Source organism: Pseudomonas sp. MH9.2, assembly GCF_034353875.1.
GTDB lineage: Bacteria > Pseudomonadota > Gammaproteobacteria > Pseudomonadales > Pseudomonadaceae > Aquipseudomonas.
The window spans coordinates 1468181-1494938 of the sequence record NZ_CP133784.1 but is presented as its reverse complement, the minus strand read 5'-3'; the positions used below and the strand labels follow the sequence as shown (position 1 = coordinate 1494938).

Below are 26758 nucleotides of genomic sequence, written 5' to 3'. Positions count from 1 at the left end.
AAGAAGCGAGCCGTCTGCAATATCCACAGATACTGTTTACTTTGAAAATACGGGGCCGCTCTGACAGGGTCGGTAACGGCGCCGCGACACAATTGTTCGCGCAAAGCATAGTTCAGGAATCGTGAAAATTACGTTTACCTTCAGCGGGATGGCGCGAACTCTATTACATGACCGTTTTGCGGAGCTGCGAGCGCAGGGCGATTCGCACGAGACAGTTTAACTTAACGCGAAAAGGTGCAACAGCAGTATGCGCGTCAAGCTAGTTCAGTAGAGTACTGAGTCCGCGCGCAGACTGTACCGTCAGACCTTTCCTACAATAGCGGAGCTAACCTGAACAAATACTGTCCATCCAGCGGCAAATATTTTTGCATCGTGCCCTAGGATGTGTTGAATACAGCCGGTCTGCTTAAGGTCGTTCATTAACGTGGGCAAAAAAGTATTTTCGGGGGTGGCCTGTTACGATCCTGTGCGAATCAGTTAATAAGCCTGCTCTAGGTCGAATGAATAATCGTTCTCGTTACGTTACCTTGGTCGGCGAATGCGAAACAGAGCGATTACCCTGTTCTTGCAATCAAGAGCATTGAATTGACCGTTCTCTAAGTGCGGCAGTGTGGAGGGGTCGAGCGTCAATGTGTCAGTTTGAAGGTATGCAGTTGCCTGGGTGCATGCATTTGACTGTTAGTGGACGACGAGGAAAACCGCTTTATGCAAACAGCCTATACCGTCCTTATTTTGCTGATGTTGGTCGGTGTGTCGCGGTTGGTGGCCCGGTTGATTCCGTTGCCGTTGCCACTGTTGCAGATCGCTGCCGGGGCGTTGCTGGCTTGGCCGACGCTGGGTTTGCATGTCGCGCTCGACCCTGAACTGTTTTTGTTCTTGTTTCTGCCACCGCTGCTGTTCTCGGATGGTTGGCGTATGCCCAAGCGCGAGTTGTGGCGTTTTCGCGGGCCGATTCTTACCTTGGCAGTGGGGCTGGTATTGTTCACGGTGGTGGGCGCCGGTTTCTTTATCCATTGGCTGATACCAACCATCCCCTTGCCGGTGGCCTTCGCCTTGGCGGCCGTGCTGTCGCCGACCGATGCCGTGGCGGTGTCGGCGATTGCTCAGGATCGGCTGCCCGCGCCAATTATGCATATGCTCCAAGGCGAGGCTTTGATGAATGATGCCTCCGGCCTGGTGACCTTCAAGTTTGCTTTGGCGGCGGCGGTGACGGGCGTGTTCTCGCTGGCCAGCGCCAGCCTGACATTTGTCCTGGTCGCCTGTGGCGGCTTGGCCATCGGCGTAGCGCTGAGCTGGCTGGTGGGGCGTTTGCGTGGCTGGATGATTGCCCGGGGCTGGGATGACCCTGCGACCCATGTAGTGTTCATGTTGCTCCTGCCCTTCGCTGCCTATGTATTGGCTGAACGCTTGGGCGCTTCGGGGATTCTGTCAGCCGTGGCCGCCGGTATGATGCAAAGCTGGCTGGATCTGCTGCCGCGACAGACCAGTACGCGGCTGCTTAATCGTAGCGTCTGGGCACTGCTGGAGTTTGCTTTCAATGGCTTGATTTTCCTGCTGCTGGGCCTGCAGTTTCCGGACATCATCAAGGCCGTCGCCAGTCATGAAGTGTCGCTCTGGCCAACCCTGTTGTGGCGTTGCCTAGATGTATTGGCGATTTTTATGGTGTTGTTGGCGTTACGTTATGTGTGGGTGCAGAGCGTCTGGCGGCTGATGGTCGGCTTGCGGCGCTGGGGTGATCGCGGCGAATCATCGCTTGAGCTGACGGCGCGCTCTGGCTGGCTGCTGACCGTGGGTGGCGTGCGAGGGGCCGTGACGCTGGCGGGTGTGATGTCCGTGCCGCTGTTGATCAGTGCCGGGGCAGACTTTCCTGAGCGTGATCTGCTGATCTTTATCGCCGCAGGCGTCATCCTGCTGTCATTGATTGCAGCCTGCATCGCTTTGCCATTGTTGCTGCGCGGTGTCGCTAAAAGCCCGGACCACGCGATGAAACGCGAGGTTCGAGAGGCATGGAAGCATACCGCTGAAGCGGCGATTCACGCCCTGGAAGCTGAGGACCTGGCCGACACCGGCGTCATCCCCGACGCTGCGCAAGCCGCTTTGGCGATGGAAGTCAAAGCGCGGATCATGTCCGAATACCGCCATCACCTCGAGGTGTTCAACGACACCTCCGAAGCGCAGGCGCTGGCTTGGCAAATGGACCAGCTGGAACGACGCCTGCGTTTGCACGCGTTGCGCGCGCAGCGCCTGGAACTCTATAGCCTGCGCCGTCATCACCGGATCGGCGACGACGCGCTGCGTCAGATATTGGGTGAGTTGGACCTGAGTGAGGCGAATCTGGGGCCGGTTAAATAGCCATCAACTTATCTTTTTGGATAAGCCTTGCGCATGAAGGCTTTGTCTTTATCGCTGATCATCGCATTGAGGCCCACTTCCCAATCGCCGATCGTAATGGTGTTAGGCACCGGATAATGCATGATCGACTGCTTGTCGTAAGCGGTGTAGGTCGTTTTGTCTGATTCGAATTTGCGAAGCACCGATTCATCGACTTCTTCGGCGGAATGACCGGCTTTCGCGTAGTGTTCGTACACCTTCGACACGTCCCAAGGAATATCGGCTTCCGGGTGCTGATGTTCATGCTCGGCCCCTAGCGCATGGCCAAACTCGTGCATGATGGTGTATCGGAACTTCGGGTCCGATGGTTTTACACCCAGCACCATCGTAGGAGTCCACGGGTCGTTGGCCTTGGCATCGGTCCCGATCAGGGTGTAGTTCGCGCTGGAGGCAGTCGTGATTCGGATGTCACCTTTACCATAGCCCGGCGTGTTTTCCCGGCCATCAATAAACTCGAACGTCAGGTTTACAGAGGCTTGCCACTGGTTGATAGCGGCAATAATGGCTTGTTTGTGGGGTTCGGGCAGGTCCTCATCGGTAAAACCGATTTTCAGGGTGCGGCCATTGGCCCAGAACCTGGAAAAATGCCCGACGGCCCGCTTGCGGCGACTGCCGGGAACAGATACCCCGGCATTGTCAGGGTTCTCTTCGATGGCGGTCTCATAGGAAACCTGTTGGTCCCTCAAGCGGCGGGCGTTGCAGAGTCGTAGTTCGTTCATGGTGAAACTCCAGGGTAGGCGGAGTCTCATTGTTCTCTGTGGCGAGCTGACCGAGGCTGTACATAGTTATCGCGGTTCGCTGTAGCGGCCAGTGTGTTGGCCGCTACAGATTTCGTGATCAGCCTTTGATGAAATCCCGAATACGCGTGGCCGCTTCGACGCATTCGGCCAGAGGTGCAACCAGCGCCATGCGTACACGTCCGGCGCCGGGGTTGAAACCGTCGACTTCGCGGGACAGGTAGGAGCCCGGCACCACGGTGACATGCTCGGCTATATACAGGTCGCGGCAGAACTCAGTGTCGTCGGTCCCGACATTCGGCCACAGATAAAAACCACCGTCGGGACGCTGTACGTCGAGCACCGGGGCGAGGATCTCCAGCACGGCGTCGAACTTCTCCCGATACAGCGTTCGGTTGGCGCGTACGTGCTCTTCGTCATTCCATGCGGCAATACTCGCCAGCTGGGTTTGAACCGGCATGGCGCAACCGTGATAGGTGCGATAGAGCAAAAAAGCTTTAAGGATGTCGGCATCGCCGGCCACAAAACCTGAGCGCAAGCCGGGCAGGTTCGAGCGTTTGGACAGGCTGTGGAATACCACGCAACGTTTGAAGTCTTTGCGCCCCAGCGCCACGCATGCACTCAGCAGGCCTGGTGGCGGAGTCTGTTCGTCAAAGTACAGCTCGCTGTAGCACTCGTCGGCGGCGATCACAAAATCATGTTCATCAGCCAGGGCGATCAGCTTTTTCAGGGTTTCCAGTGGCACCAGTGCGCCAGTTGGGTTGCCGGGCGAGCACAGGAACAGGATCTGGCAGCGCTTCCAGACGTCTGCGGACACTGCATCGAAATCCGGGTTAAAACCATTTTCCGCCAGGCAGGGCAGGTAATGGGGCTGTGCGCCGGCCAGCAAGGCTGCGCCTTCATAGATTTGATAGAACGGATTTGGGCTGACTACCAGTGCGTCGTCGCTGCGGTTGACCACGGTCTGGGTGAAGGCGAACAAGGCTTCGCGAGTCCCGTTGACCGGTAACACATGACGCGCCGGGTCGAGCCAGCCGGTGGGCACGTCAAAACGGCGCTCACACCAGGCGGTGATGGCTTCGCGTAGCGCCGGGATGCCGAGCGTAGTCGGGTAAACCGCCATCTGATCGAGGTTGGCGGCCAGCGTTTCAGCGACGAACGCAGGCGAGCGGTGCTTGGGTTCGCCGATGGACAGCGCGACAGGGCGTTTATCGGCATTGGGCGTCACGCTGCCAAGTAAGGCGCGGAGTTTTTCGAAAGGGTAGGGCTGGAGCTGCTGCAAGGCGTTATTCATGGGGTGTAGGTCTCAGTGAGCGTGGCGCCCGGGAGTGGGCCGGGCGCCGTTGAGTCGAAACGTAAAGGTGGGCCTGCAATGGCGTCATTCAGATACTGAGGCGCATCTCTGCGTGAGGCTCATGATTGACGCTCAATTGCTCGACGATAGCGTCCTGAAGTCGGCTGCACAGTTGTGGATCGGACAGCGGCTGATTGTTCGCGTCAGTGATGAAAAAAACGTCCTCCACCCGCTCGCCGAGCGTGGCGATTTTCGCGTTTTGCAATGACAGGTCGAACTCCAGGAAGATTTTGCCGATTCGCGCCAGCAGGCCAGGGCGATCAGGTGCGCTCAGTTCCAGGATCGTGACCGGGCGTTGTGCGTCGGTGTGGATCGTGACCTGTGGCGCGAAGGCAAAATGCTTGAGCTGGCGGGGTACCCGGCGCTGGATGATGGTCGGGTAGTCATCGGGGTTGCGCAGGGCCTCGGTCAGCCCTTCGCGGATTTGCTTGATCCGTACAGGGTTGTCGCCAATTGAGCCGCCATCGTTATCGAGCACGATGTAGGTGTCGAGGGTGAACTGGCTGCTGGAGGTGATGACGCGGGCGTCATGAATGTTCAGGTTGAGCTGATCCATGGCGGCCACGGTCACGGCAAAGAAGTCATGCTGGTCGGGAGCGTAGATGAAGATTTGAGTGCCGCCCTCGAACTCGCGCTGAGTGGTTTCCTTGATCAGCACCAGCGGGCCGCCATCGGCAGGCTGCTGCAGGATTGCATCGCTGTGCCAGGCCACATCGCCAGCGGTGTGCCGCAGGAAATAATCATCCCCAAGCTGCGCCCATAGTTGCTCGACGTCATCCGGGTCGATACCGCTGCGAACGAGAATGTCCAGCGCGGCACTTTGCGTACGACGAATCTGCTCTTCACGGTCGACAGGGTTCTCCAGGCCGCGACGCAGTGCGCGTTTGGTCTCGGTGTACAGCTGGCGCAACAAGCTGGCGCGCCACGAGTTCCACAGCGTTGGATTGGTTGCGTTGATATCGGCCACGGTCAGGACGTAGAGGTAATCCAAGTGGGTTTCATCGCCAACGAACTGGGCGAAATCATGGATGACCTGCGGGTCGGACAAGTCCTTGCGCTGGGCGGTGGTCGACATCACCAAATGGTTTTGCACCAGCCATACGATCAGGCGGGTGTCCCAGATCGGCAGTTGATGGCGTTGGCAAAAGACTTCGGCATCGATAGCGCCCAGTTCCGAGTGGTCGCCACCGCGGCCTTTGCCAATATCGTGATACAGCCCTGCCAGGTAGATCAGTTCGGGCTTGGGCAGCTTGACCATAATCTTGCTAGCCAGCGGAAACTTGTCTGAGGTCTGAGTGTATTGCAGCTTACGCAGGTGCTTGATCAGGTTCAGGGTGTGCGCGTCGACGGTATAGATATGGAACAGGTCGTGCTGCATCTGGCCGATGATATGGCCGAATTCCGGCAGGTACAGACCCAGAATCCCGTAACGGTTCATCCGGCGCAGATTGCGATGGATGCCGAACTCGCACTTGAACAGCTCGATAAAGAGACTGGTGTTGCGAATGTCGTTACGGAACTCGTCGTTGATCAGGTGCCGATGTTCGCGCAGCAAGCGAATCGTGTCGGCGCGAACGCCCTTGATTTCCGGGTGCTGAGCCATCAGCACGAAAACTTCCAGTATCGCGAAGGGGGTGCGCTTGAAAACATTGGGGTGGGAGGCTTCGATGTAGCCATCATGCAGCTGGAAGCGCGAATTGATCGGCTGAGTCGTGCCGCTCCCTTCCTCTGAAAGAATGACTTCTTCAAAGTGCTGAATGATCAGATCACTCAGTTCGGCAATGCTCATGACCACGCGGTAATACTTTTGCATGAAGCGTTCGATTGCTAGCTTCGCATCGCCGTCTTCGTAGCCGAGCAGGCGGGCGATGCTGCTTTGGTGGTCGAACAGCAGGCGGTCTTCCGATCGGCCGGCAAGCATGTGCAAGGCGTAGCGCACCTTCCACAAAAACTCTTGGGATGAGGCGAGCAGAGTGTTTTCGCTTTCCAGCAGAAAACCTTCGCCCGCCAGCGCGTGCAGATTCAAGGTGCCGTACTGGCGACGGGCGACCCAGAGAATGGTCTGGATATCGCGCAAGCCACCAGGAGAGCCTTTGACGTTGGGTTCCAGGTTGTATTCGGTGTCGTTGTACTTGTGATGGCGGGCTTTCTGCTCTGCACGCTTGGCCAGGAAAAACTCTTTGCTCGGCCACATCCTGGCGGGGCTAGTGACATCAAGCATGCGCTGGCGCAGGCGTTCGGGGCCGGCAATCGTACGACTTTCCATCAAGTTGGTGATGATTGTCAGGTCGGCGATGGCTTCCTGTGCGCATTCATCGACCGAGCGCACACTCTGGCCGACTTCCAGGCCGATATCCCATAGCAACGTCAAAAAGCGCTCAATGGGCTCGCGAAAAACCTCGTGGTCGGCGCTGTCCAGCAGGATCAGCAGGTCGATGTCTGAATAAGGATGCAGCTCGCCGCGACCATAGCCGCCAACCGCCAGCAGGGCGATATCCGCCTCGTCGCTCCAGTCGAACTGTTCCCACACCTGCTGCAGGATGTGATCGACAAACCAGGCACGATCTTCGATCAGGCGCCGGATGTCGCGACCCGAGCGGAAACGTCCGTCGAGCACTTCGCGGGCCTGGCGAATGGCTTTCTTGAAAGCGGCAATGGGGCTCGCTTTCAAGGCCAGTTCGGCCTGGAACTGGCCGCGGTCGAATAATTCTGGATCCACCTGCGGCATTGAACGGCTTTCCTTCTATCTATCAGGCCTGACTTTAACGACGTGGTTTATACCGACGCGCTTACTGTCGATGTGCGGGCAATAGTGTCGTCGCTCCGCAGGGTGAAAATTTCATACCCGTCTGCCGTGACCAGGATCGTGTGTTCCCACTGGGCAGACAGCTTGCGATCCTTGGTGATCGCGGTCCAGCCATCGCCCAGCAAGCGGGTTTCGGCACGGCCTTGGTTGATCATGGGTTCAATGGTGAAGGTCATGCCTTCCTTGAGCTCCATGCCTGTGCCAGCACGGCCATAGTGCAGTACTTGCGGCTCTTCATGGAAGACCTTGCCAATGCCGTGACCGCAGTATTCGCGCACCACGGAAAAACCATTCTTTTCGGCGTGTTTCTGGATCACTTCGCCGATATCGCCAAGGCGAGCGCCTGGGCGAACCAGCTCAATGCCTTTATACATGCACTCTTGCGTGATTTTCGACAGACGCTCAGCCCACTCTGGCACTTTGCCAACATGGAACATTTTGCTGGTATCGCCGTGGTAGCCATCCTTGATTACCGTGACGTCGATGTTCAGGACGTCGCCATCCTTGAGCGGCTTCTCGTTTGGAATGCCGTGGCACACCACGTGGTTGATCGAGGTGCAGATCGACTTGGGGAAGCCCTTGTAGTTCAGCGGGGCCGGAATCGCCTTCTGCTCATTGACGATGAAGTCATGGCATATACGGTCCAGCTCGTCCGTGGTCACGCCAGGCTTGACGTAAGCGCCGATCATTTCGAGCACGTCGGCAGCCAGACGGCCGGCGATGCGCATTTTCTCGATATCCTCGGGGGTTTTGATGGTGACAGTCATAAAATTCTCTCGGCGCGGTGTGGCGCGGCTAAACACGTAAAACGCGATTCTAACAGACCGTCAGGCTGCGGGTGATCATCGCTTTATATATGCGCGAGGTGGCCCCGCGTGTACGGCGCAAAAGGACGTTTGCGGCGGTGCTTATTTCGTGTTCCGTTATCCGGCCTTTTATGGTATAAAATGCGCCGCTTTCCTGGGTATGTCCCAGAAGCTTAAACCCACACACGTGTCGACACGATGACCTGGGTGCCCTCAGCTTGAAGCTGTTGGTTGGTCATTGGGATACGTGGAGGCCTAACCCGACTTATCAAGGAACTATCATGTCCCAAGTCAACATGCGCGATATGCTGAAAGCCGGTGTCCACTTCGGTCACCAAACCCGTTACTGGAACCCGAAAATGGGTAAATACATTTTCGGCGCACGTAACAAGATTCACATCATCAACCTTGAAAAAACCTTGCCTATGTTCAACGAAGCTCTAGCTTTCGTTGAAAAACTGGCTTCGGGCAAAAACAAGATTCTGTTTGTTGGCACCAAGCGTTCCGCTGGCAAAATCGTCGCTGAAGAAGCTGCACGTTGCGGCTCGCCTTACGTCGATCACCGCTGGTTGGGCGGCATGCTGACCAACTTCAAAACCATCCGTGCCTCCATCAAGCGTCTGCGCGAGCTTGAAATTCAGGCAGAAGACGGCACATTCACCAAGCTGACCAAGAAAGAGGCGCTGATGCGCACTCGCGATCTGGAAAAGCTGGATCGTAGCCTGGGTGGTATCAAGGACATGGGCGGTCTTCCTGACGCACTGTTCGTTATCGACGTTGATCACGAGCGCATCGCGATCACCGAAGCTAACAAGCTGGGTATCCCGGTTATCGGCGTAGTCGATACCAACAGCAGCCCGGAAGGCGTTGATTACATCATCCCAGGCAACGATGACGCCATTCGCGCCATCCAGTTGTACATGGGTTCGATGGCTGACGCTGTTATCCGTGGCCGCAACAACGCTAACGGCGGCACCGACGTGTTCGTCGAAGAAGCTCCAGCTGCCGCAGTCGTTGAAGGCTGAGTAGCAAACGCCTAGCGTTTACTCGGTACGCAAAAAGGGGGCCTGGCCCCCTTTTTGCCCCCTCGGAAACCATATGTTGGCGCCGCCTTGCAGTCATGCGCCGCAGCCAGCAGCGGTTTTCAAGAATTTGAACGCCCGTTCGGTCGGGTGGAATGGTTTTAAGACCTATCCAAGAGGAATTTGAAATGGCAGAAATTACTGCAGCGTTGGTCAAAGAACTGCGTGAGCGCACTGGCGAAGGCATGATGGATTGCAAAAAGGCCTTGACCAAGGCTGACGGCGACATCGAAAAAGCAATCGACGATATGCGCGCCTCTGGTGCCATCAAAGCCGCCAAGAAAGCAGGCAACGTTGCTGCTGAAGGCGCCATTGCTGTCAAAGTTGCCGAAGATGGCAAAAGTGCAGTGATCCTCGAAGTCAACTCGCAGACCGACTTCCTGGCCCTGCAGGACGACTTCAAAGAATTCGTGAACAACAGCCTTGAAAAAGCATTTGCTGAAAAACTGACTGACGCAGCTCCGCTGATCGTCGCTCAGGAATTGGCCCGTGAAGCTCTGATCGCGAAAGTTGGCGAAAACGTCAACATCCGCCGTCTGGCTCGGGTTGAAGGCGACGTGGTCAATGCTTACCTGCACGGTAACAAGATCGGTGTTGTTGTTGTCCTGAAAGGCGGTGACGCTGACCTGGCCAAAGACATCGCTATGCACGTTGCTGCCAGCAACCCTGAGTTCCTGCTGCCTTCGGAAGTTTCCGCAGAAGCTGTAGAACGCGAAAAAGCCGTGTTCATGAGCCTCAACGAAGACAAGATCAAAGGCAAGCCAGCCGAAATCGTTGAGAAAATGGTTGGCGGTCGCATTCAGAAGTTCCTGGCTGAAGCAAGTCTGGTCGAACAAGCGTTCGTCAAAAACCCGGAAATCAAGGTCGGTGAACTGGCCAAGAAAGCCGGCGCTGAAATCGTTTCCTTCACTCGCTTCCAAGTAGGCGAAGGCATCGAGAAACCAGTCGACAACTTCGCTGAAGAAGTTGCCGCACAAGTGGCTGCAAGCAAGCAATAAGACGGTTTCACACTGTCGCCCCGAAGAGGCTGCCCGCTCACGCGAGCGGCCTCTTCGTCAAATAGGTAAAAGGAATTTGTTTTCCTTGGGGAAGTGGCTTACAAGGCTGCATCCCCTGACGGTGTCGTACCGTCAGCTAGAGTAATCGCAGGCTGAAAACAGCTCGCACAGAATTTTTTTAAACGCCGCAGGAGAGATTCGCAATGGCTCAGCAGGGCAGTGGTTATCAGGCTCGCTATAAACGCATTCTACTCAAGCTTAGCGGCGAGGCCCTGATGGGCTCCGAAGAGTTCGGCATTGACCCGAAAGTCCTGGATCGCATGGCCCTTGAAGTTGGTCAGTTGGTCGGTATCGGGGTTCAGGTCGGGCTGGTTATTGGTGGTGGCAATCTATTCCGTGGGGCGGCCTTGAGTGCTGCCGGTATGGATCGGGTGACAGGCGATCATATGGGCATGCTGGCCACTGTGATGAACGCTCTGGCCATGCGTGATGCGCTGGAACGAGCTAACATTTCGGCTATCGTGATGTCGGCCATTTCCATGGTGGGCGTGACCGATCATTACGATCGTCGCAAAGCCATGCGTCATCTCAACGCCAAGGATGTGGTGATTTTCGCCGCAGGCACTGGCAACCCGTTCTTCACCACCGATTCGGCCGCTTGTCTGCGAGGGATCGAAATCGATGCCGACGTAGTGCTCAAAGCGACCAAGGTCGATGGTGTGTACACCGCAGATCCATTCAAAGACCCAAATGCCGAGAAGTTCGATCATCTGACGTACGATGAAGTTCTGGATCGCAAGTTGGGTGTGATGGATCTGACCGCTATCTGTCTGTGCCGCGATCATAAAATGCCGCTGCGCGTATTTAACATGAACAAGCCCGGCGCCCTGCTGAATATCGTACATGGTGGCGCTGAAGGAACCCTGATCGAGGAAGGCGAGCAATGATCAACGAAATCAAGAAAGACGCTCAAACGCGTATGCAGAAAACCCTGGAGTCCCTGGCTCACGCATTCAGCCGAATTCGTACTGGTCAGGCTCATCCCAGCATTCTGGGCGGTGTGATGGTGCCTTATTATGGCTCCGATACCCCTCTGAATCAGGTTGCGAACGTGACCGTCAAGGACTCGCGCACCCTGCAGGTCGTGGCATTCGAGCGCAATATGCTCGGAGCCGTCGACAAGGCTATTCAGAGTGCCGGGCTGGGCTTCAACCCGACGAACCTGGGCGAGCTGCTTCTGATCTCGATGCCGGCTTTGACTGAAGAGACCCGTAAGGGCTTCACAAAACAAGCTCGTGATGCTGCGGAAGATGCTCGGGTGGCTGTTCGTAACATCCGTCGCGATGCGTTGAGCCAGTTCAAGGATCTGATCAAAGAGAAAGAAATCAGCGAAGACGAAGAGCGTCGCGCTGCCGATGATATTCAGAAGCTGACGGATAAGTTCGTGGCGGATATCGAAACGGCAGTGAAGCAAAAAGAAGCGGATCTGATGGCTGTATAAAGGGCCTGGGCGTTTATGGATAAGACCAAGCAGGCGGCACCGTCATCGGTGCCGCGCCATGTCGCAATCATCATGGATGGTAATAATCGCTGGGCGAAAAAGCGTCTTTTGCCCGGTGTCGCCGGGCATAAAGCAGGCGTGGATGCTGTTCGTGCGGTCATTGAGGTGTGCGCTGAAGCGAAGGTCGAGGTGTTGACCCTGTTCGCTTTCTCCAGTGAGAACTGGCAGCGCCCGGCTGAGGAAGTCGGCGCTTTGATGGAGTTGTTTTTCACGGCTCTGCGCCGTGAGACCCGGCGTTTGAACGATAACGCGATCAGCTTGCGGATCATTGGTGACCGTTCACGGTTTCATCCTGAGCTGCAGGCTGCCATGCGTGAAGCTGAAGAGCGGACTGCCGGCCCCGGTCGTTTTGTGCTGCAGATTGCGGCTAACTACGGCGGACAATGGGATATTGCCCAGGCTGCCCAGCATCTGGCTCGCGAGGTTCAGGCCGGGCGTCTGCGTCCGGAGGAAATCACTCCTGAGTTGTTGCAGACGTGTCTGGCAACGGGTGATCAGCCATTACCGGACTTGTGTATTCGTACCGGCGGCGAACATCGTGTCAGTAACTTCTTGCTCTGGCAGCTCGCCTACGCCGAGCTGTACTTTTCCGACCTTTTCTGGCCGGACTTCAAACACGACGCCATGCGCACTGCGCTGGCAGATTTCGCTTCCCGCCAACGCCGCTTCGGTAAAACGAGCGAACAGGTAGAAGCTGGAGCCCGGGCTTAATGCTGAAACAACGAATCATCACCGCACTGATCCTGCTGCCGATTGCCTTATGCGGTTTTTTTCTGCTCGAAGGTGCAAGTTTTGCCCTGTTTATTGGCGTAGTGGTGACTTTGGGGGGTTGGGAGTGGGCACGTCTGGCGGGTTTTGCTGCCCGGCCTGCACGGGTTGCCTATGCTGCGCTAATCGCCGTCTTGCTGCTGTTGCTGCACTTGCTGCCAGGTCTGGCGCTTTGGGTTTTAGGTGCTGCAGTGCTGTGGTGGCTGGTGGCAACCATCCTGGTGCTGACCTATCCGGATACCAGTGCTTACTGGTCTGGCGCTGCCTGCAAGTTGATCATCGGTCTGTTGGTTCTATTACCCGCATGGCAGGGATTGGTTCTGATCAAGCAATGGCCTCTGGGTAATGGGTTGATCCTTGCGGTCATGGTGTTGGTTTGGGGTGCAGATATCGGCGCTTATTTCTCCGGGAAGGCTTTTGGCAAGCGCAAGCTTGCGCCCAGGGTCAGTCCAGGCAAGAGCTGGGAGGGTGTGTTCGGTGGTTTGATCGCCAGTCTGCTGATCACCGCGATTGTCGGAATGGTTCGCGGCTGGTCTGGCTCGCAACTCCTTATGGGCTTACTGGGCGCCGCAAGCGTAGTATTGATCTCGGTCGTCGGTGATTTGACTGAAAGCATGTTCAAGCGTCAGGCCGGCATCAAGGACAGCAGTAGTCTACTGCCGGGTCATGGTGGCGTGCTGGATCGCATAGACAGTTTGACTGCTGCCATCCCCGTTTTTGCGGTACTGCTCTGGGCTGCCAGTTGGGGGACGCTGTGAGTAAGCCTCAACAAATAACGGTCCTGGGCGCTACTGGCTCCGTTGGACTGAGCACGCTTGACGTCATCGCTCGTCACCCTGAGCGGTATCAGGTTTTTGCGCTCACAGGATTCAGTCGCTTGAAAGAGTTGTTGGCGCTGTGTGTGCGCCACTCACCCCGGTTTGCCGTGGTGCCCGACATTGATCTCGCTCGCGGTCTGCAAGATGATCTGGCGGCTGCCGGCCTTGATACACGGGTTCTGGTAGGTGAGCGCGGTTTGTGCGAGGTCTCGGCTCATCCTCAGGTCGATACCGTATTGGCGGCGATCGTCGGTGGAGCAGGGCTTCGTCCTACCCTGGCAGCTGTCGAGGCGGGCAAGAAGGTGCTGCTGGCCAACAAAGAAGCGCTGGTGATGTCCGGTGCGTTGTTCATGCAGGCTGTGCAGCGTAGCGGTGCCGTACTGCTGCCGATCGACAGCGAGCACAACGCGATCTTCCAGTGCTTGCCCAATGACTATGCCGGTGGCTTGGGTTCGGTCGGCGTGCGCCGTATTCTGTTGACCGCTTCAGGCGGTCCGTTTCGTGAAACGCCCTTGTCTGAATTGATGTATGTCTCTCCAGAACAGGCGTGCGCCCATCCTAATTGGTCAATGGGGCGCAAGATTTCTGTAGACTCCGCCAGCATGATGAACAAAGGGCTCGAATTGATCGAAGCCTGCTGGCTGTTCGATGCGCGGCCCGATCAGGTTGAAGTGGTTATTCATCCGCAGAGTGTGATCCATTCCATGGTTGACTATGTGGATGGTTCGGTGTTGGCTCAGCTTGGTAACCCGGATATGCGTACGCCGATTGCTCATGCGCTGGCCTGGCCGAATCGGATTGATTCGGGTGTTGCGCCGCTGGACCTGTTCAGTATTGCGCGCCTGGATTTCCAGGCCCCGGATGAACAGCGGTTTCCATGCCTGCGTCTGGCACGGCAGGCAGCGGAGGCGGGTAACAGCGCGCCAGCGATGCTCAACGCTGCCAATGAGGTTGCCGTTGCAGCGTTTCTTGAGCGGCGCATCCGCTATCCGGAGATCGCGAGTATCATTGATGAGGTTTTGAATCTTGAGCCCGTCGTTGCGGTAGAGGAGCTCGATGCGGTATTCGAGATAGATTCAAAAGCGCGCGGTTTGGCTGAGCAATGGCTCGGTCGCAACGGGCGGTAACGGCGGTAGATTAGACGGCGCAGGCGATTGTGGTGGTGTGAAACCCATACACGGCTTTCACACTGTACAAGGCAGGTACCCGGAGAAAGTTGATGAGCGCGCTCTATATGATTGTCGGCACCTTGGTGGCATTGGGTGTGCTGGTGACCTTTCACGAATTTGGCCACTTTTGGGTGGCTCGGCGTTGTGGCGTCAAGGTTTTGCGTTTCTCGGTGGGTTTCGGTATGCCGCTGCTTCGCTGGCATGATCGAAAAGGCACTGAGTACGTTATCGCAGCCATTCCATTGGGTGGTTACGTTAAAATGCTCGACGAGCGGGAAGGCGAGGTGCCAGCCGATCAGCTGGATCAGGCCTTTAACCGTAAGACCGTGTATCAACGTATTGCAATCGTGATTGCCGGTCCGGTTGCCAATTTCTTGCTGGCTATCGTTTTTTTCTGGTTCCTGGCAATGCTCGGCAGTCAGCAGGTGCGTCCTGTAATTGGCACGGTTGAGTCAGGCAGCATCGCCGACAAGGGTGGATTGAGCGCAGGGCAAGAGATTGTCGCTGTCGACGGCGAGCCTACATCGGGCTGGGCGGCAGTGAACTTGCAACTGGTGCGGCGTCTGGGCGAGAGCGGTACCGTGGCTCTCAGCGTGCGTGATCAGGGCTCGGCCGTCGATTCTCCTCGTGAGCTGGCGCTGGATAAGTGGCTCAAAGGTGCTGACGAGCCCGATCCGATACGCTCGCTGGGTATTCGCCCATGGCGTCCGGCCTTGCCGCCGGTGCTGGCGGAGCTTGATCCGAAAGGCCCGGCGCAAGCTGCAGGCCTGAAGGCCGGCGATCGGCTTGTGGCGCTCGACGGTCAAGCGTTGAGTGATTGGCAGCAGGTTGTTGACGCTGTCCGCCTGCGACCCGATGCAAAAATTTCTTTGCGTATCGAACGTGAGGGTGCTCAGCTTGATGTGCCGTTGACGCTGGCGGTGCGAGGTGAGGGAAAAACGGCGACCGGTTATCTGGGGGCCGGAGTCAAAGGTGTCGATTGGCCACCAGAGATGTTACGAGAGGTTAGCTTCGGGCCTCTGGCCGCTGTGGGAGAGGGCGCGAGGCGCACTTGGACCATGAGTATGCTGACCTTTGATTCACTCAAGAAAATGTTGTTCGGCGAGCTCTCTGTAAAAAACTTGAGCGGACCGATAACCATTGCTAAAGTGGCGGGCGCTTCTGCACAGTCAGGGGTAGGTGACTTCCTGAATTTCCTCGCTTATCTGAGTATTAGCCTGGGTGTTCTCAATTTGTTGCCCATTCCAGTATTGGATGGGGGGCATCTGTTGTTCTACCTGATTGAGTGGGCGCGGGGTCGTCCGCTATCGGATCGGGTGCAAGGTTGGGGGATTCAGATCGGTATTAGCTTAGTGGTTGGGGTGATGTTGCTTGCCTTGATCAACGATCTGGGTCGACTGTAAAGCTTCGCTGAATTGCGAATTTGCCGCATTTTGCGGCAATTTGTTTATTGCCAGTTGGAATAAGAAAGGACTTCATGAAACGTCTGCTGCTAACTGCGGTTCTTGCCGTACTGATGATCGCCGAAGTTCACGCTGAGTCCTTCACTATCTCCGATATCCGTGTCAATGGCCTCCAGCGGGTATCCGCAGGCAGCGTCTTTGGTGCCTTGCCGTTGAATGTCGGCGAGTCTGCGGATGATCGTCGCCTGGTGGATGCCACTCGTGCGCTGTTCAAAACCGGGTTCTTTCAAGATATCCAGCTCGGCCGCGATGGCAATGTCCTGGTCATTACTGTAGTCGAACGGCCTTCTGTTGCCAGTATCGACATTGAAGGCAACAAGGCGATCAGTACCGAAGACCTGATGAAGGGGCTCAAGCAGTCAGGTCTGGCTGAAGGTGAGATCTTTCAGCGTGCGACCCTTGAAGGCGTGCGTAACGAGCTGCAACGTCAATACGTTGCCCAAGGTCGTTATTCGGCTGAGGTCGCCACCGAGGTTGTGCCGCAGCCGCGGAACCGCGTCGGTCTGAAGATCAACATCAATGAAGGCACGGTTGCCGCTATCCAGCACATCAACGTGGTGGGTAACAGCGTCTTTCCTGATGAAGACCTGATCGGTCTGTTCGAGCTCAAGACCACCAACTGGCTGTCATTCTTCAAGAACGACGACAAGTACGCCCGGGAAAAACTCTCCGGCGACCTTGAACGTCTGCGTTCTTACTACCTCGATCGCGGCTATATCAACATGGATATAGCCTCGACTCAGGTATCGATCACGCCTGACAAGAAAAACGTCTACATCACGGTCAACGTGAATGAAGGCGAGAAGTACAGCGTCAAGTCGGTCAAGCTGAGCGGCGATTTGAAAGTACCCGAAGACCAGGTCAAGGCCCTGTTGCTGGTCAAGCCGGGTCAAGTGTTCTCGCGCAAAGTCATGACCACTACGTCAGAGCTGATCACTCGTCGCCTGGGTAACGAAGGCTATACCTTCGCCAACGTCAACGGCGTTCCGACCCCGAACAATGAAGATCACACAGTCGACATCACCTTTGTGGTCGATCCGGGCAAGCGTGCTTACGTCAACCGCATCAACTTCCGTGGCAACACCAAGTCTGCCGATGAAGTGCTGCGTCGTGAAATGCGTCAGATGGAAGGCGGATGGGCTTCGACTTATCTGATCGATCAATCGAAAACCCGTCTTGAACGTCTCGGCTTCTTCAAAGAAGTGAACGTCGAAACGCCTGCGGTTCCGGGCACCGACGATCAGGTTGACGTCAATTACGCCGTTGAAGAACAAGCGTCCGGTTCGATCACTGCCAGCGTTGGTTTCGCCCAGAGCGCGGGCCTTATTCTCGGCGGCTCGATCAGCCAGAACAACTTCCTGGGTACCGGTAACAAGGTCAGCATTGGTCTGACTCGCAGCCAATACCAGAGCCGATACAACTTTGGCTTTGTCGACCCCTACTGGACTGCGGATGGCGTGAGCCTAGGTTACAACGCGTTCTACCGTACCACTGACTACAAAAACCTTAACGTTTCTGTAGCCAGTTATGCCGTAGACAGCTTGGGTGCGGGCGTGAGCGTCGGTTACCCGATCAATGAAACCTCACGTTTGACCTTCGGCCTTACCGTGCAGGAGGACCAAATCAAGACCGGCGTTTACACAGTCGACGAGATTTTCAACTTCGTTAATGCGCAGGGCGATAAGTATCTCAACTTCAAGGCTTCGGCGGGTTGGTCCGAGTCAACGTTGAACAAAGGTGTGCTCGCCACGCGTGGGCATTCCCAGAGCCTGGTATTGGAAACCACTACGCCGGGCAGCGACCTGTCGTTCTTCAAGCTTGATTACCGTGGTCAGTATTTCCACCCGCTAACCGATAATTACACCCTGCGTCTGCACACAGAGTTGGGTTATGGCGATGGTTATGGGTCAACCTCGGGCCTGCCGTTCTACGAGAACTACTATGCTGGCGGTTTCAACTCGGTTCGTGGTTTCAAGGACAGCACCTTGGGCCCGCGTAGCACCCCGAGTACGGGTGTTAACCCAGGCACATTGGCAGATCCGGATCAGAATCCGCTGCCGTTCGGTGGTAACGTACTGATCCAGGGTGGTGTAGAACTGATGTTCCCACTGCCATTCATCAAAGATCAACGCTCACTGCGGACCTCTGTGTTCTGGGACGTCGGCAACGTATTCGACAGCAATTGTGACTCCAGCAAACTCACGTTAAGTGGCAACAAGGTCACGTGCAGTAATATCGACCTTTCTGGATTGGCGAGTTCTGTGGGTGTCGGCGTGACGTGGGTTACGGCACTGGGCCCGTTGAGTTTTGCCGTGGCTATGCCGGTCAAAAAACCGGACAATGCGGAAACCCAAATATTCCAATTCTCTCTCGGTCAGACCTTCTAATCGTCTGATCACCGATAACGACAACGGATTTTGTAGGAGTGCATCGTGCGTAAGTTGACTCAGCTGGTTATCTTGGCCACGGCCTTGATAGCGACTCCAGCATTTGCTGAAATGAAAATTGCAGTGCTGAACTATCAAATGGCACTGCTCGAATCAGACGCGGCAAAGAAATATGCCGTGGATGCCGAGAAAAAATTCGGCCCACAATTGACCAAGCTCAAAACTCTTGAAAGCAGTGCCAAGGGTATTCAGGATCGTCTGGTCAGCGGTGGCGACAAGATGGCGCAACCTGAGCGTGAGCGTCTTGAGCTTGAATTCAAGCAAAAGGCTCGTGACTTCCAGTTCCAGTCCAAGGAGCTGAATGAAGCCAAAGCGGTTGCCGACCGTGAAATGCTCAAGCAGTTGAAGCCAAAACTTGATCAGGCTGTAGAAGAAGTGATCAAGAAAGGCGCGTATGACCTGGTATTCGAGCGCGGCGCTGTCATTGATGTCAAACCTCAGTACGACGTCACTCGCCAAGTGATTGAGCGCATGAATCAGCTGAAGTAATCATGACTGCGACCATTAAACTCGGCCAACTGGCTGAGTTCCTCGGCGCCACGTTACGTGGCGCCGCGGATAAAGAGATTACCGGGCTGGCCACTTTGCAAGAGGCCGGCCCTGCTCAGTTGAGTTTTCTGGCCAATCCGCAGTACCGCAGGTTCCTCGCCGATAGTCATGCTGCAGCCGTGCTGCTGAAGCCAGCGGATGCGGAGAGTTTTGCCGGTGAAGCGTTATTAGTGGCTGATCCTTATCTGGCGTACGCGAAGATTTCCCATTTTTTCGACCCCAAGCCCAAGGCTCTGCCTGGGGTGCATCCGTCTGCAGTGGTTGCGGCGGACGCCCAGGTTGATGCCACTGCCAGCGTGGGCGCTTTTGCCGTTATCGAAAGCGGTGCCTGCATCGCGGCCGGGGTCACAGTGGGGGCCCATTGCTTTATCGGCGCTCGTTGTGAAATTGGCGAAGGTGGCTGGCTGGCCCCGCGGGTCACGCTTTATCACGATGTACGCATTGGTAAGCGCGTTGTGATTCAGTCGGGAGCCGTGCTCGGCGGTGAAGGTTTCGGTTTCGCCAATGAAAAAGGGATTTGGCAGAAAATCGCGCAGATTGGGGGTGTTCTGATCGGTGACGACGTGGAAATCGGCGTCAATACGGCCGTCGACCGCGGTGCGTTAGCCGACACGTTGATCGGCAACGGCGTCAAACTGGATAACCAGATTCAGATCGCGCACAACGTGCAGGTCGGCGATCACACCGCGATGGCGGCGTGTGTCGGTATCTCGGGCAGTACCAAGATTGGCAAGCATTGCACCATCGCTGGCGGTGTCGGCATGGTTGGTCATATAGAAGTGTGTGATGGAGTTTTTGTCACAGGTATGACCATGGTGACCCGCTCGATTACCGAGCGCGGTGCCTATTCTTCGGGGACTGCGATGCAGCCCGCTGCGGAATGGCGCAAAAGCGCGGCGCGTATTCGTCAGTTGGATGACATGGCGCGGCGCCTGCAACAGTTGGAAAAGGTTGTTGAAGCCGTGACCTCAGGCGGTAATGAGTCATCTGATGGCTGATGCTCTTTTGATATCAAGCGTGCACAGCCAATAGACTGCCTCCTTGATTTGCAACAGGAGTGCTGCGCCTCAGTCGCGTACTCCCACTCTTTACTACAGGCTTCCCCCCCGAAATGATGGACATCAACGAGATTCGCGAATACCTGCCTCACCGCTACCCATTCTTGTTGGTGGATCGTGTGGTGGAGCTGAATGTCGAGAGCAAAAGCATTCGTGCGTACAAGAATGTCAGCATTAATGAGCCTTTCTTCAACGGTCACTTTCCTCAGCACCCAATCATGCCGGGCGTTCTGATCATTGAAGCGATGGCCCAGGCCGCTGGTATCCTCGGTTTTAAAATACTGGACGTGAAGCCATCCGAAGGCACGCTTTACTACTTTGTAGGTTCAGACAAACTGCGCTTTCGTCAGCCGGTGCTGCCGGGTGATCAGTTGATACTTGAAGCTAAATTCATCAGCTGCAAGCGTCAGATCTGGAAATTCGAGTGCCAGGCTTCGGTCGACGGCAAGCCAGTGTGTTCCGCAGAAATTATCTGCGCGGAACGTAAACTATGAGTTTGATTGACCCTCGCGCAATCATCGATCCGACGGCCATCCTGGCCGACAATGTAGAGGTCGGCCCTTGGTCGATCGTCGGACCTGGTGTGGAAATTGGCGAGGGTACAGTCGTTGGGCCGCATGTAATTCTCAGGGGCCCAACGAAGATCGGTAAGCACAACCGCATTTACCAGTTTTCATCGGTAGGCGAGGACACGCCCGATCTCAAGTACAAAGGCGAAGAGACGCGTCTGGTGATCGGTGATCACAACGTTATTCGTGAGGGTGTGACCATCCATCGCGGGACGATTCAGGATCGTGCGGAAACGACCCTGGGTGACCATAACCTGATCATGGCCTACGCCCACATCGGTCACGACAGCGTGATCGGCAATCATTGCATTCTGGTCAACAACACCGCGTTGGCCGGACATGTGCACGTCAATGATTGGGCGATCCTCTCCGGCTTCACACTGGTGCATCAGTTTTGCCATATTGGCGCTCACAGCTTTTCAGGCATGGGCACTGCAATTGGCAAGGATGTGCCAGCGTTCGTCACCGTTTTTGGTAACCCGGCTGAGGCGCGTAGCATGAACTTCGAGGGCATGCGCCGTCGTGGGTTCAGCGAAGAGACCATTCACGCGCTACGTCGTGCGTACAAAGTGGTCTATCGGCAGGGACTGACCGTCGATCAAGCCATTGCCGAGCTCGCCGAACCAGCTGCGTTGTTCCCTGAAGTCGCCGTGTTCCTCGAGTCGATTCAGGCTTCGACCCGCGGCATCACGCGTTAATGATCAGGCCACTGCGAATCGCGCTGGTAGCAGGCGAAGCGTCAGGCGATATCCTGGGTGCGGGTTTGATGCGAGCGCTCAAGATTCGTCATCCCTCTGTCGAGTTTATCGGTGTCGGCGGTCCGCTGATGCAGGCCGAAGGCATGGTTTCCTACTTCCCGATGGAGCGTCTGGCGGTCATGGGGCTGGTCGAGGTGCTGGGTCGGCTCAAAGAGTTGTTAGCCAAGCGCAAGCAGCTTGTTCAAACGCTTCTCGGCGAAAAGCCTGACGTCTTCATCGGTATCGATGCCCCGGACTTCACGCTCAATATCGAACTCAAGCTACGGCGCGCTGGAATCAAGACGGTGCATTACGTCAGTCCGTCGGTATGGGCCTGGCGGCAAAAGCGCGTGCTGAAAATTCGCGAAGGCTGCGACCTGATGCTGACGCTGCTGCCCTTTGAAGCTCGGTTCTACGAAGAGAAGGGCGTACCGGTGCGGTTTGTCGGTCATCCCTTGGCTGACACCATCCCTCTTGAAGCTGATCGCGCTGCGGCGCGAGCTCAACTGGGTTTGGCTGCCGGCCCGCTGGTTGCGCTAATGCCCGGAAGTCGAGGTGGCGAAGTAGGGCGCCTCGGAGGCCTGTTCTTCGATGCCGCGGAACGTCTGATGGCCTTGCGTCCTGGTATTCGCTTCGTGCTGCCCTGCGCCAGCCCGGAGCGGCGTGCGCAGATCGAGCAACTGTTGCAAGGGCGCGACGTGCCGGTGCTGCTGCTCGACGGCGGCTCTCACCTGGCACTGGCGGCGTGCGATGCGGTGTTGATCGCATCCGGCACGGCGACACTTGAAGCGCTGCTGTACAAACGTCCCATGGTCGTTGCCTACCGCTTGGCACCGATTACCTTCTGGATACTCAAGCGTCTGGTGAAAAGCCCTTACGTTTCTTTGCCTAATCTGCTCGCCCAGCGTTTGCTGGTCCCGGAATTGTTGCAGGACGCAGCAACCGCCGAGACCCTTGCGCAAACGCTGTTGCCGCTGCTCGATGGCGGCGAAGCGCAGACTGCAGGTTTCGATGCCATTCACCGGATCTTGCGCCGCGACGCCTCCAATCAGGCCGCCGATGCGGTGCTTGGCCTGTTGGGTCAGTCGCCTTCACAGTGAGTTCGCAATAAATGCAAATGGGTTTGGACTTCAATCTGGTGGAAGACCTGGTTGCCGGCGTCGACGAAGTCGGTCGCGGCCCTCTTTGTGGCGCTGTGGTGACGGCTGCCGTCATCCTCGATCCACGCCGCCCGATCCTCGGCCTCAACGATTCAAAAAAGCTCACCCCGGCTCGCCGCGAGAAACTCTACGACGAGATCTGCGAAAAGGCTCTGTGCTGGTACATCGCCCGGGCTGAAGTGGAAGAAATCGACGAGCTGAATATTCTTCACGCAACCATGTTGGCCATGAAACGCGCGGTCGAGGGGCTGACCATTACCCCAAAACTGGCGCTGATCGATGGTAATCGCTGCCCGCAATTGTCCGTGCCCAGCGCGCCGGTGATTCAAGGTGATGCCAAAGTTCCGGCAATCGCCGCGGCGTCGATTCTGGCGAAAGTCAGTCGGGACCGCGAAATGGCGGCGTTCGAGCTGATTTATCCGGGTTATGGCATCGGCGGCCACAAGGGTTATCCAACCCCCGTTCATCTGGAAGCGCTGGCGCGTCTCGGCCCGACACCTATTCACAGGCGTTCGTTTGCCCCGGTGCGGGCCGCGTACGAAGCCCGCGAGCTGCTGTAGCAAATTCCGCTCACGACAGTCTCACTGGGCTGATGTTTTGACCAAGGCCCGGTACACTCCGGGCCTTGGTTTTTTTGTATTTCGCGCTATAGGATCAACATGCCGGCTTCTTTCGTTCATCTACGCCTGCACACTGAATATTCTCTGGTCGATGGTCTGGTCCGGGTCAAACCGTTGATCAAGACCTTGGCCAGCATGGGTATGCCGGCTGTTGCCGTGACCGATCAGAACAACATGTGTTCGCTGGTCAAGTTCTACAAGGCCGCCATGGGCGGGGGTATCAAGCCTATTTGTGGTGCCGACCTGTGGCTGTCGAACAAGGACGAAGATGCTGCGCTGAGCCGGATCAGCCTGTTGGTGATGAATGCCAAGGGCTACCGCAATCTGACTGAGCTGATTTCTCGTGGCTTCATCGAAGGCCAGCGCAATGGCCAGGTGATTGTCGAGCGGGAATGGGTTGCTGAGGCCAACGAAGGCTTGATCGCACTGTCGGCGGCTAAAGAGGGCGAAATCGGCATGGCCCTGCTCGGCGGTAATCCGGATGAGGCGGATCAGTTACTGCGTGAATGGATGGCGGTTTTTCCTGACCGTTTCTATCTGGAAGTGCAGCGCACCAACCGCCCTAATGACGAAGAGCACCTGCACGCTGCCGTTGCCCTGGCTGATCGTCTTGGCGCACCGCTGGTGGCGACCAACGATGTCCGCTTTATCAAGCAGGAAGATTTCGAGGCCCACGAAACGCGGGTTTGCATCGGTGAAGGCCGGGCGCTGGATGATCCGCGTCGCTCGCATAACTACAGCGATCAGCAGTACCTGAAAAGCGCGGCGCAAATGGCCGAACTGTTCAGCGACCTGCCCGAGGCGCTGGAAAACACGGTCGAAATCGCCAAACGCTGCAACATTGATGTGAAGCTGGGTACTCACTTCTTGCCCAACTTTCCGATTCCTGACGGCATGACCATCGATGAATACTTTCGCAAAGTATCTTTCGATGGTCTGGAGGAGCGCCTGTCGGTCCTGATGCCCAAGGACACGACCGAGGATTACGAGGCCAAGCGTCAGGTCTATGTCGATCGGTTGAATTTCGAGCTGGATATCATCATCCAGATGGGCTTCCCCGGTTACTTTCTGATCGTGATGGACTTCATCCAGTGGGCCAAAGCCAATGGCGTGCCGGTGGGTCCTGGCCGTGGGTCGGGTGCTGGTTCGCTAGTGGCTTACGTGCAGAAGATCACCGATCTCGACCCGCTGGAATACGACCTGCTGTTCGAACGGTTCCTTAATCCGGAACGGGTCTCCATGCCCGACTTCGACGTTGACTTCTGCATGGACGGCCGCGACCGCGTTATCGAGTACGTGGCCGAGAAATATGGTCGTAACGCGGTCAGCCAGATCATTACCTTCGGTTCAATGGCGGCCAAGGCCGTGGTGCGGGACGTTGCCAGGGTTCAAGGCAAGTCCTACGGCCTGGCTGATCGACTGTCGAAAATGATTCCGTTCGAAGTCGGCATGACGTTGGAGAAAGCCTACGAGCAGGAAGAAATCCTGCGCGACTTCCTCAAGGTTGATGAAGAGGCGGCGGAAATCTGGGAGATGGCCCGCAAGCTCGAGGGTATCGTGCGTAACGTCGGCAAGCATGCCGGCGGCGTGGTGATCGCTCCGACCAAACTGACCGACTTCTCGCCCATCTACTGCGATGAAGCGGGCGATGGCCTGGTGACCCAGTTCGATAAAGATGACGTCGAGGCGGCGGGGCTGGTGAAGTTCGACTTCCTCGGCCTGCGGACCCTGACCATCATTGATTGGGCGCTCAAGACCATCAACCGTGAGCGCGCCAAGGTCGACGAAGCGCCGCTGGATATCGCCTTTATCCCGCTGGATGACAAGGCGACCTACAGCCTGCTGCAAAAAGCCGAAACCACCGCCGTGTTCCAGCTTGAGTCGCGCGGCATGAAAGAGCTGATCAAAAAGCTCAAGCCCGACTGTCTGGAGGACTTGATCGCGTTGGTGGCATTGTTCCGTCCGGGCCCGCTGCAATCGGGCATGGTGGACGACTTTATCAACCGGAAGCACGGTCGCGCCGAACTGTCCTATCCGCACATCGATTATCAGTACGAAGGCCTTAAGCCGGTATTGGCACCGACCTACGGCATCATCCTGTATCAAGAACAGGTGATGCAGATCGCTCAGGTCATGGCCGGTTACACCCTCGGTGGTGCGGACATGCTGCGTCGGGCCATGGGTAAGAAAAAACCCGAAGAAATGGCCAAGCAGCGTGGCGGTTTCATCGAAGGCTGTACCAACAACAATATTGACCCGGACTTGTCCGGTAACATTTTCGACCTGGTGGAAAAATTCGCCGGTTATGGTTTTAACAAATCCCACTCCGCTGCTTATGGCCTGGTGTCGTATCAGACCGCCTGGCTGAAAACTCACTACCCGGCACCTTTCATGGCTGCGGTACTGTCGGCGGACATGCACAACACCGACAAGGTCGTGACCTTGATCGAAGAAGTGCGCAACATGAAGTTGCGCCTTGATGCACCGGACGTGAACACCTCCGAATACAAGTTCACTGTGAGTGAGGACGGCCGGATTCTTTATGGCCTCGGCGCCATCAAGGGTGTCGGCGAAGGACCGGTAGAAGCCATTACCGAGTCGCGTTTGGCTGGGCCGTTCAAGGATTTGTTCGACTTTTGCGCGCGTGTCGACCTCAAACGCATCAACAAACGGACCCTCGATGGCTTGATCCGCAGCGGTGCGCTGGATCGGCTTGGCCCCTATTTTGAAATCGAGCCGAAAGCCTATCAAGCCAACATCGACCGCAATCGCTCGGTACTGCTTGCTGCGCTGGAAGAGGCGATTCAGGCCGCAGAGCAGACCGCTCGCAGTCATGACAGCGGTCACTCCGATCTTTTTGGCGGCTTGTTCGTCGAAGAAGACGCCGACGTCTACGCGAACCATCGCAAGGCCAAAGAGCTGAGCCTTAAAGAGCGTTTACGTGGCGAGAAAGAAACCCTGGGTTTGTACCTCACCGGGCACCCTATCGACGAATATGAAGGCGAAATTCGCCGTTTTGCTCGTCAACGCATCATCGATCTGAAGCCGGCGCGAGACACGCAGACGGTAGCCGGTATGATCATTGCGTTGCGCGTCATGAAGAACAAAAAGGGCGACAAGATGGGCTTTATCACCCTCGATGACCGCTCTGGACGAATCGAGGCCTCACTGTTTGCCGAGGCTTTTCATTCGGCACAGTCGCTGTTGCAGACCGATGCGATGGTGGTGGTCGAAGGCGAGGTCAGCAATGATGACTTCTCCGGCGGCCTGCGTTTGCGTGCTAAACGGGTAATGAGCCTGGAAGATGCGCGAACCAATCTCGCTGAAAGCCTGCGCTTGAAGGTGCATGCCGATGCGCTCAAGGGCGATCGGCTGCGGTGGTTGGGCGATTTGTGCAAGCGGCATCGCGGTGCGTGTCCTATTACCGTGGACTACACCGGGGTGGATGCCAAGGCTTTGCTGCAGTTTGGCGAGGGGTGGCGAATCGATCCGGCGGACAGCTTGATTCAAGCACTGCGTGACCAGTTCGGGCGTGAGAACGTCTTCCTGCAATACCGTTGATAGCACGGGGCCTGTTAATCCAGCCTGCGTTCAACCATAATTTTTAATCTCGACCTGAATACGCCTGTTCCCGTAAGGTAAGGCGTTAACGGATCAACCGGCCG

21 protein-coding genes are annotated in these 26758 nt (G+C 56.5%); 17 read left to right on the top strand and 4 right to left on the bottom strand.

Going from position 1 to position 26758, the window contains the following annotated elements:
• Positions 1-705: 705 nt before the first annotated feature.
• Positions 706-2352, top strand: a complete 1647-nt coding sequence (locus RHM55_RS06920; RefSeq protein ID WP_322180507.1) for a Na+/H+ antiporter — start codon at positions 706-708, stop codon at positions 2350-2352.
• Positions 2353-2360: 8 nt separating this feature from the next.
• On the opposite strand, the gene RHM55_RS06915 is transcribed toward RHM55_RS06920, so the two are convergent.
• From RHM55_RS06915 to map, 4 genes are all read right to left on the bottom strand, one after another.
• Positions 2361-3110: a M12 family metallopeptidase gene (locus RHM55_RS06915; protein WP_322180504.1), complete on the bottom strand. Its 750-nt coding sequence runs from the start codon at positions 3108-3110 to the stop codon at positions 2361-2363.
• Positions 3111-3228: 118 nt separating this feature from the next.
• Positions 3229-4422, bottom strand: a complete 1194-nt coding sequence (gene dapC / locus RHM55_RS06910) for a succinyldiaminopimelate transaminase (protein ID WP_322180502.1) — start codon at positions 4420-4422, stop codon at positions 3229-3231.
• Between the two features lie 88 nt (positions 4423-4510).
• A complete protein-coding gene (locus tag RHM55_RS06905; protein ID WP_322180500.1) occupies positions 4511-7210 on the bottom strand; it encodes a [protein-PII] uridylyltransferase in 2700 nt (899 codons plus the stop codon).
• 47 nt (positions 7211-7257) lie between these two features.
• Positions 7258-8055 (bottom strand): type I methionyl aminopeptidase, encoded by a 798-nt coding sequence (gene map, locus RHM55_RS06900; protein ID WP_322180498.1) that lies wholly within the window; start codon positions 8053-8055, stop codon positions 7258-7260.
• Between the two features lie 320 nt (positions 8056-8375).
• Between map and rpsB the strand changes: the two genes are divergently transcribed.
• The 16 genes from rpsB (at position 8376) to dnaE (ending at position 26654) form a co-directional block, all read left to right on the top strand.
• Entirely contained in the window at positions 8376-9119 is a 744-nt protein-coding gene (rpsB, locus tag RHM55_RS06895; protein WP_219061233.1) for a 30S ribosomal protein S2, read from the top strand.
• A gap of 185 nt (positions 9120-9304) precedes the next feature.
• On the top strand, positions 9305-10174 hold the full coding sequence (gene tsf / locus RHM55_RS06890; RefSeq protein WP_322180496.1) for a translation elongation factor Ts: 870 nt from the start codon (positions 9305-9307) through the stop codon (positions 10172-10174).
• Positions 10175-10377: 203 nt separating this feature from the next.
• Positions 10378-11121 (top strand): UMP kinase, encoded by a 744-nt coding sequence (pyrH, locus tag RHM55_RS06885; protein WP_322180494.1) that lies wholly within the window; start codon positions 10378-10380, stop codon positions 11119-11121.
• The gene (frr, locus tag RHM55_RS06880) at positions 11118-11675 is read left to right on the top strand and encodes a ribosome recycling factor (RefSeq protein WP_322180492.1); all 558 of its coding nucleotides are present in this window, start codon (positions 11118-11120) and stop codon (positions 11673-11675) included. The genes pyrH and frr overlap by 4 nt, the downstream gene beginning before the upstream one ends.
• A 15-nt stretch (positions 11676-11690) precedes the next feature.
• The gene (gene uppS / locus RHM55_RS06875; protein ID WP_322180491.1) at positions 11691-12446 is read left to right on the top strand and encodes a polyprenyl diphosphate synthase; all 756 of its coding nucleotides are present in this window, start codon (positions 11691-11693) and stop codon (positions 12444-12446) included.
• Positions 12446-13261 (top strand): phosphatidate cytidylyltransferase, encoded by an 816-nt coding sequence (locus tag RHM55_RS06870; protein WP_322180490.1) that lies wholly within the window; start codon positions 12446-12448, stop codon positions 13259-13261. Before uppS ends, RHM55_RS06870 begins: the two co-directional genes overlap by 1 nt.
• Positions 13258-14448, top strand: coding sequence for a 1-deoxy-D-xylulose-5-phosphate reductoisomerase (gene ispC, locus RHM55_RS06865; RefSeq protein ID WP_322180488.1), 1191 nt, complete (start codon positions 13258-13260; stop codon positions 14446-14448). Before RHM55_RS06870 ends, ispC begins: the two co-directional genes overlap by 4 nt.
• Positions 14449-14540: 92 nt before the next feature.
• Positions 14541-15893 (top strand): sigma E protease regulator RseP, encoded by a 1353-nt coding sequence (rseP, locus tag RHM55_RS06860; RefSeq protein ID WP_322180486.1) that lies wholly within the window; start codon positions 14541-14543, stop codon positions 15891-15893.
• Between the two features lie 74 nt (positions 15894-15967).
• Positions 15968-18340 carry an outer membrane protein assembly factor BamA gene (gene bamA / locus RHM55_RS06855; protein ID WP_322180484.1) on the top strand — a complete coding sequence of 791 codons (2373 nt, stop codon included), beginning with the start codon at positions 15968-15970 and terminating at the stop codon, positions 18338-18340.
• Positions 18341-18385: 45 nt separating this feature from the next.
• The gene (locus RHM55_RS06850; RefSeq protein WP_322180482.1) at positions 18386-18889 is read left to right on the top strand and encodes an OmpH family outer membrane protein; all 504 of its coding nucleotides are present in this window, start codon (positions 18386-18388) and stop codon (positions 18887-18889) included.
• Positions 18890-18891: 2 nt separating this feature from the next.
• Entirely contained in the window at positions 18892-19947 is a 1056-nt protein-coding gene (lpxD, locus tag RHM55_RS06845; RefSeq protein WP_322180480.1) for a UDP-3-O-(3-hydroxymyristoyl)glucosamine N-acyltransferase, read from the top strand.
• A gap of 113 nt (positions 19948-20060) precedes the next feature.
• Positions 20061-20501 (top strand): 3-hydroxyacyl-ACP dehydratase FabZ, encoded by a 441-nt coding sequence (fabZ, locus tag RHM55_RS06840; protein WP_322180478.1) that lies wholly within the window; start codon positions 20061-20063, stop codon positions 20499-20501.
• Positions 20498-21274 (top strand): acyl-ACP--UDP-N-acetylglucosamine O-acyltransferase, encoded by a 777-nt coding sequence (lpxA, locus tag RHM55_RS06835; RefSeq protein WP_219061245.1) that lies wholly within the window; start codon positions 20498-20500, stop codon positions 21272-21274. The genes fabZ and lpxA overlap by 4 nt, the downstream gene beginning before the upstream one ends.
• On the top strand, positions 21274-22413 hold the full coding sequence (lpxB, locus tag RHM55_RS06830) for a lipid-A-disaccharide synthase (protein WP_322180475.1): 1140 nt from the start codon (positions 21274-21276) through the stop codon (positions 22411-22413). The genes lpxA and lpxB overlap by 1 nt, the downstream gene beginning before the upstream one ends.
• 11 nt (positions 22414-22424) lie before the next feature.
• Entirely contained in the window at positions 22425-23033 is a 609-nt protein-coding gene (rnhB, locus tag RHM55_RS06825; RefSeq protein WP_219061247.1) for a ribonuclease HII, read from the top strand.
• Positions 23034-23132: 99 nt separating this feature from the next.
• Positions 23133-26654, top strand: coding sequence for a DNA polymerase III subunit alpha (gene dnaE / locus RHM55_RS06820; RefSeq protein ID WP_322180473.1), 3522 nt, complete (start codon positions 23133-23135; stop codon positions 26652-26654).
• Positions 26655-26758 lie beyond the last annotated feature (104 nt).

What these genes read in the sequence shown, in the direction of transcription:
- fabZ (WP_322180478.1), top strand. Translation starts at nt 20,061, where the DNA reads ATGATGGACATCAACGAGATTCGCGAATACCTGCCTCACCGCTACCCA.
- RHM55_RS06920 (WP_322180507.1), top strand. Translation starts at nt 706, where the DNA reads ATGCAAACAGCCTATACCGTCCTTATTTTGCTGATGTTGGTCGGTGTG.
- bamA (WP_322180484.1), top strand. Translation starts at nt 15,968, where the DNA reads ATGAAACGTCTGCTGCTAACTGCGGTTCTTGCCGTACTGATGATCGCC.
- RHM55_RS06870 (WP_322180490.1), top strand. Translation starts at nt 12,446, where the DNA reads ATGCTGAAACAACGAATCATCACCGCACTGATCCTGCTGCCGATTGCC.
- lpxD (WP_322180480.1), top strand. Translation starts at nt 18,892, where the DNA reads ATGACTGCGACCATTAAACTCGGCCAACTGGCTGAGTTCCTCGGCGCC.
- lpxB (WP_322180475.1), top strand. Translation starts at nt 21,274, where the DNA reads ATGATCAGGCCACTGCGAATCGCGCTGGTAGCAGGCGAAGCGTCAGGC.
- tsf (WP_322180496.1), top strand. Translation starts at nt 9,305, where the DNA reads ATGGCAGAAATTACTGCAGCGTTGGTCAAAGAACTGCGTGAGCGCACT.
- rseP (WP_322180486.1), top strand. Translation starts at nt 14,541, where the DNA reads ATGAGCGCGCTCTATATGATTGTCGGCACCTTGGTGGCATTGGGTGTG.
- lpxA (WP_219061245.1), top strand. Translation starts at nt 20,498, where the DNA reads ATGAGTTTGATTGACCCTCGCGCAATCATCGATCCGACGGCCATCCTG.
- RHM55_RS06905 (WP_322180500.1), bottom strand. Translation starts at nt 7,210, where the DNA reads ATGCCGCAGGTGGATCCAGAATTATTCGACCGCGGCCAGTTCCAGGCC.
- map (WP_322180498.1), bottom strand. Translation starts at nt 8,055, where the DNA reads ATGACTGTCACCATCAAAACCCCCGAGGATATCGAGAAAATGCGCATC.
- RHM55_RS06915 (WP_322180504.1), bottom strand. Translation starts at nt 3,110, where the DNA reads ATGAACGAACTACGACTCTGCAACGCCCGCCGCTTGAGGGACCAACAG.
- dnaE (WP_322180473.1), top strand. Translation starts at nt 23,133, where the DNA reads ATGCCGGCTTCTTTCGTTCATCTACGCCTGCACACTGAATATTCTCTG.
- dapC (WP_322180502.1), bottom strand. Translation starts at nt 4,422, where the DNA reads ATGAATAACGCCTTGCAGCAGCTCCAGCCCTACCCTTTCGAAAAACTC.
- rpsB (WP_219061233.1), top strand. Translation starts at nt 8,376, where the DNA reads ATGTCCCAAGTCAACATGCGCGATATGCTGAAAGCCGGTGTCCACTTC.
- uppS (WP_322180491.1), top strand. Translation starts at nt 11,691, where the DNA reads ATGGATAAGACCAAGCAGGCGGCACCGTCATCGGTGCCGCGCCATGTC.
- pyrH (WP_322180494.1), top strand. Translation starts at nt 10,378, where the DNA reads ATGGCTCAGCAGGGCAGTGGTTATCAGGCTCGCTATAAACGCATTCTA.
- rnhB (WP_219061247.1), top strand. Translation starts at nt 22,425, where the DNA reads ATGCAAATGGGTTTGGACTTCAATCTGGTGGAAGACCTGGTTGCCGGC.
- frr (WP_322180492.1), top strand. Translation starts at nt 11,118, where the DNA reads ATGATCAACGAAATCAAGAAAGACGCTCAAACGCGTATGCAGAAAACC.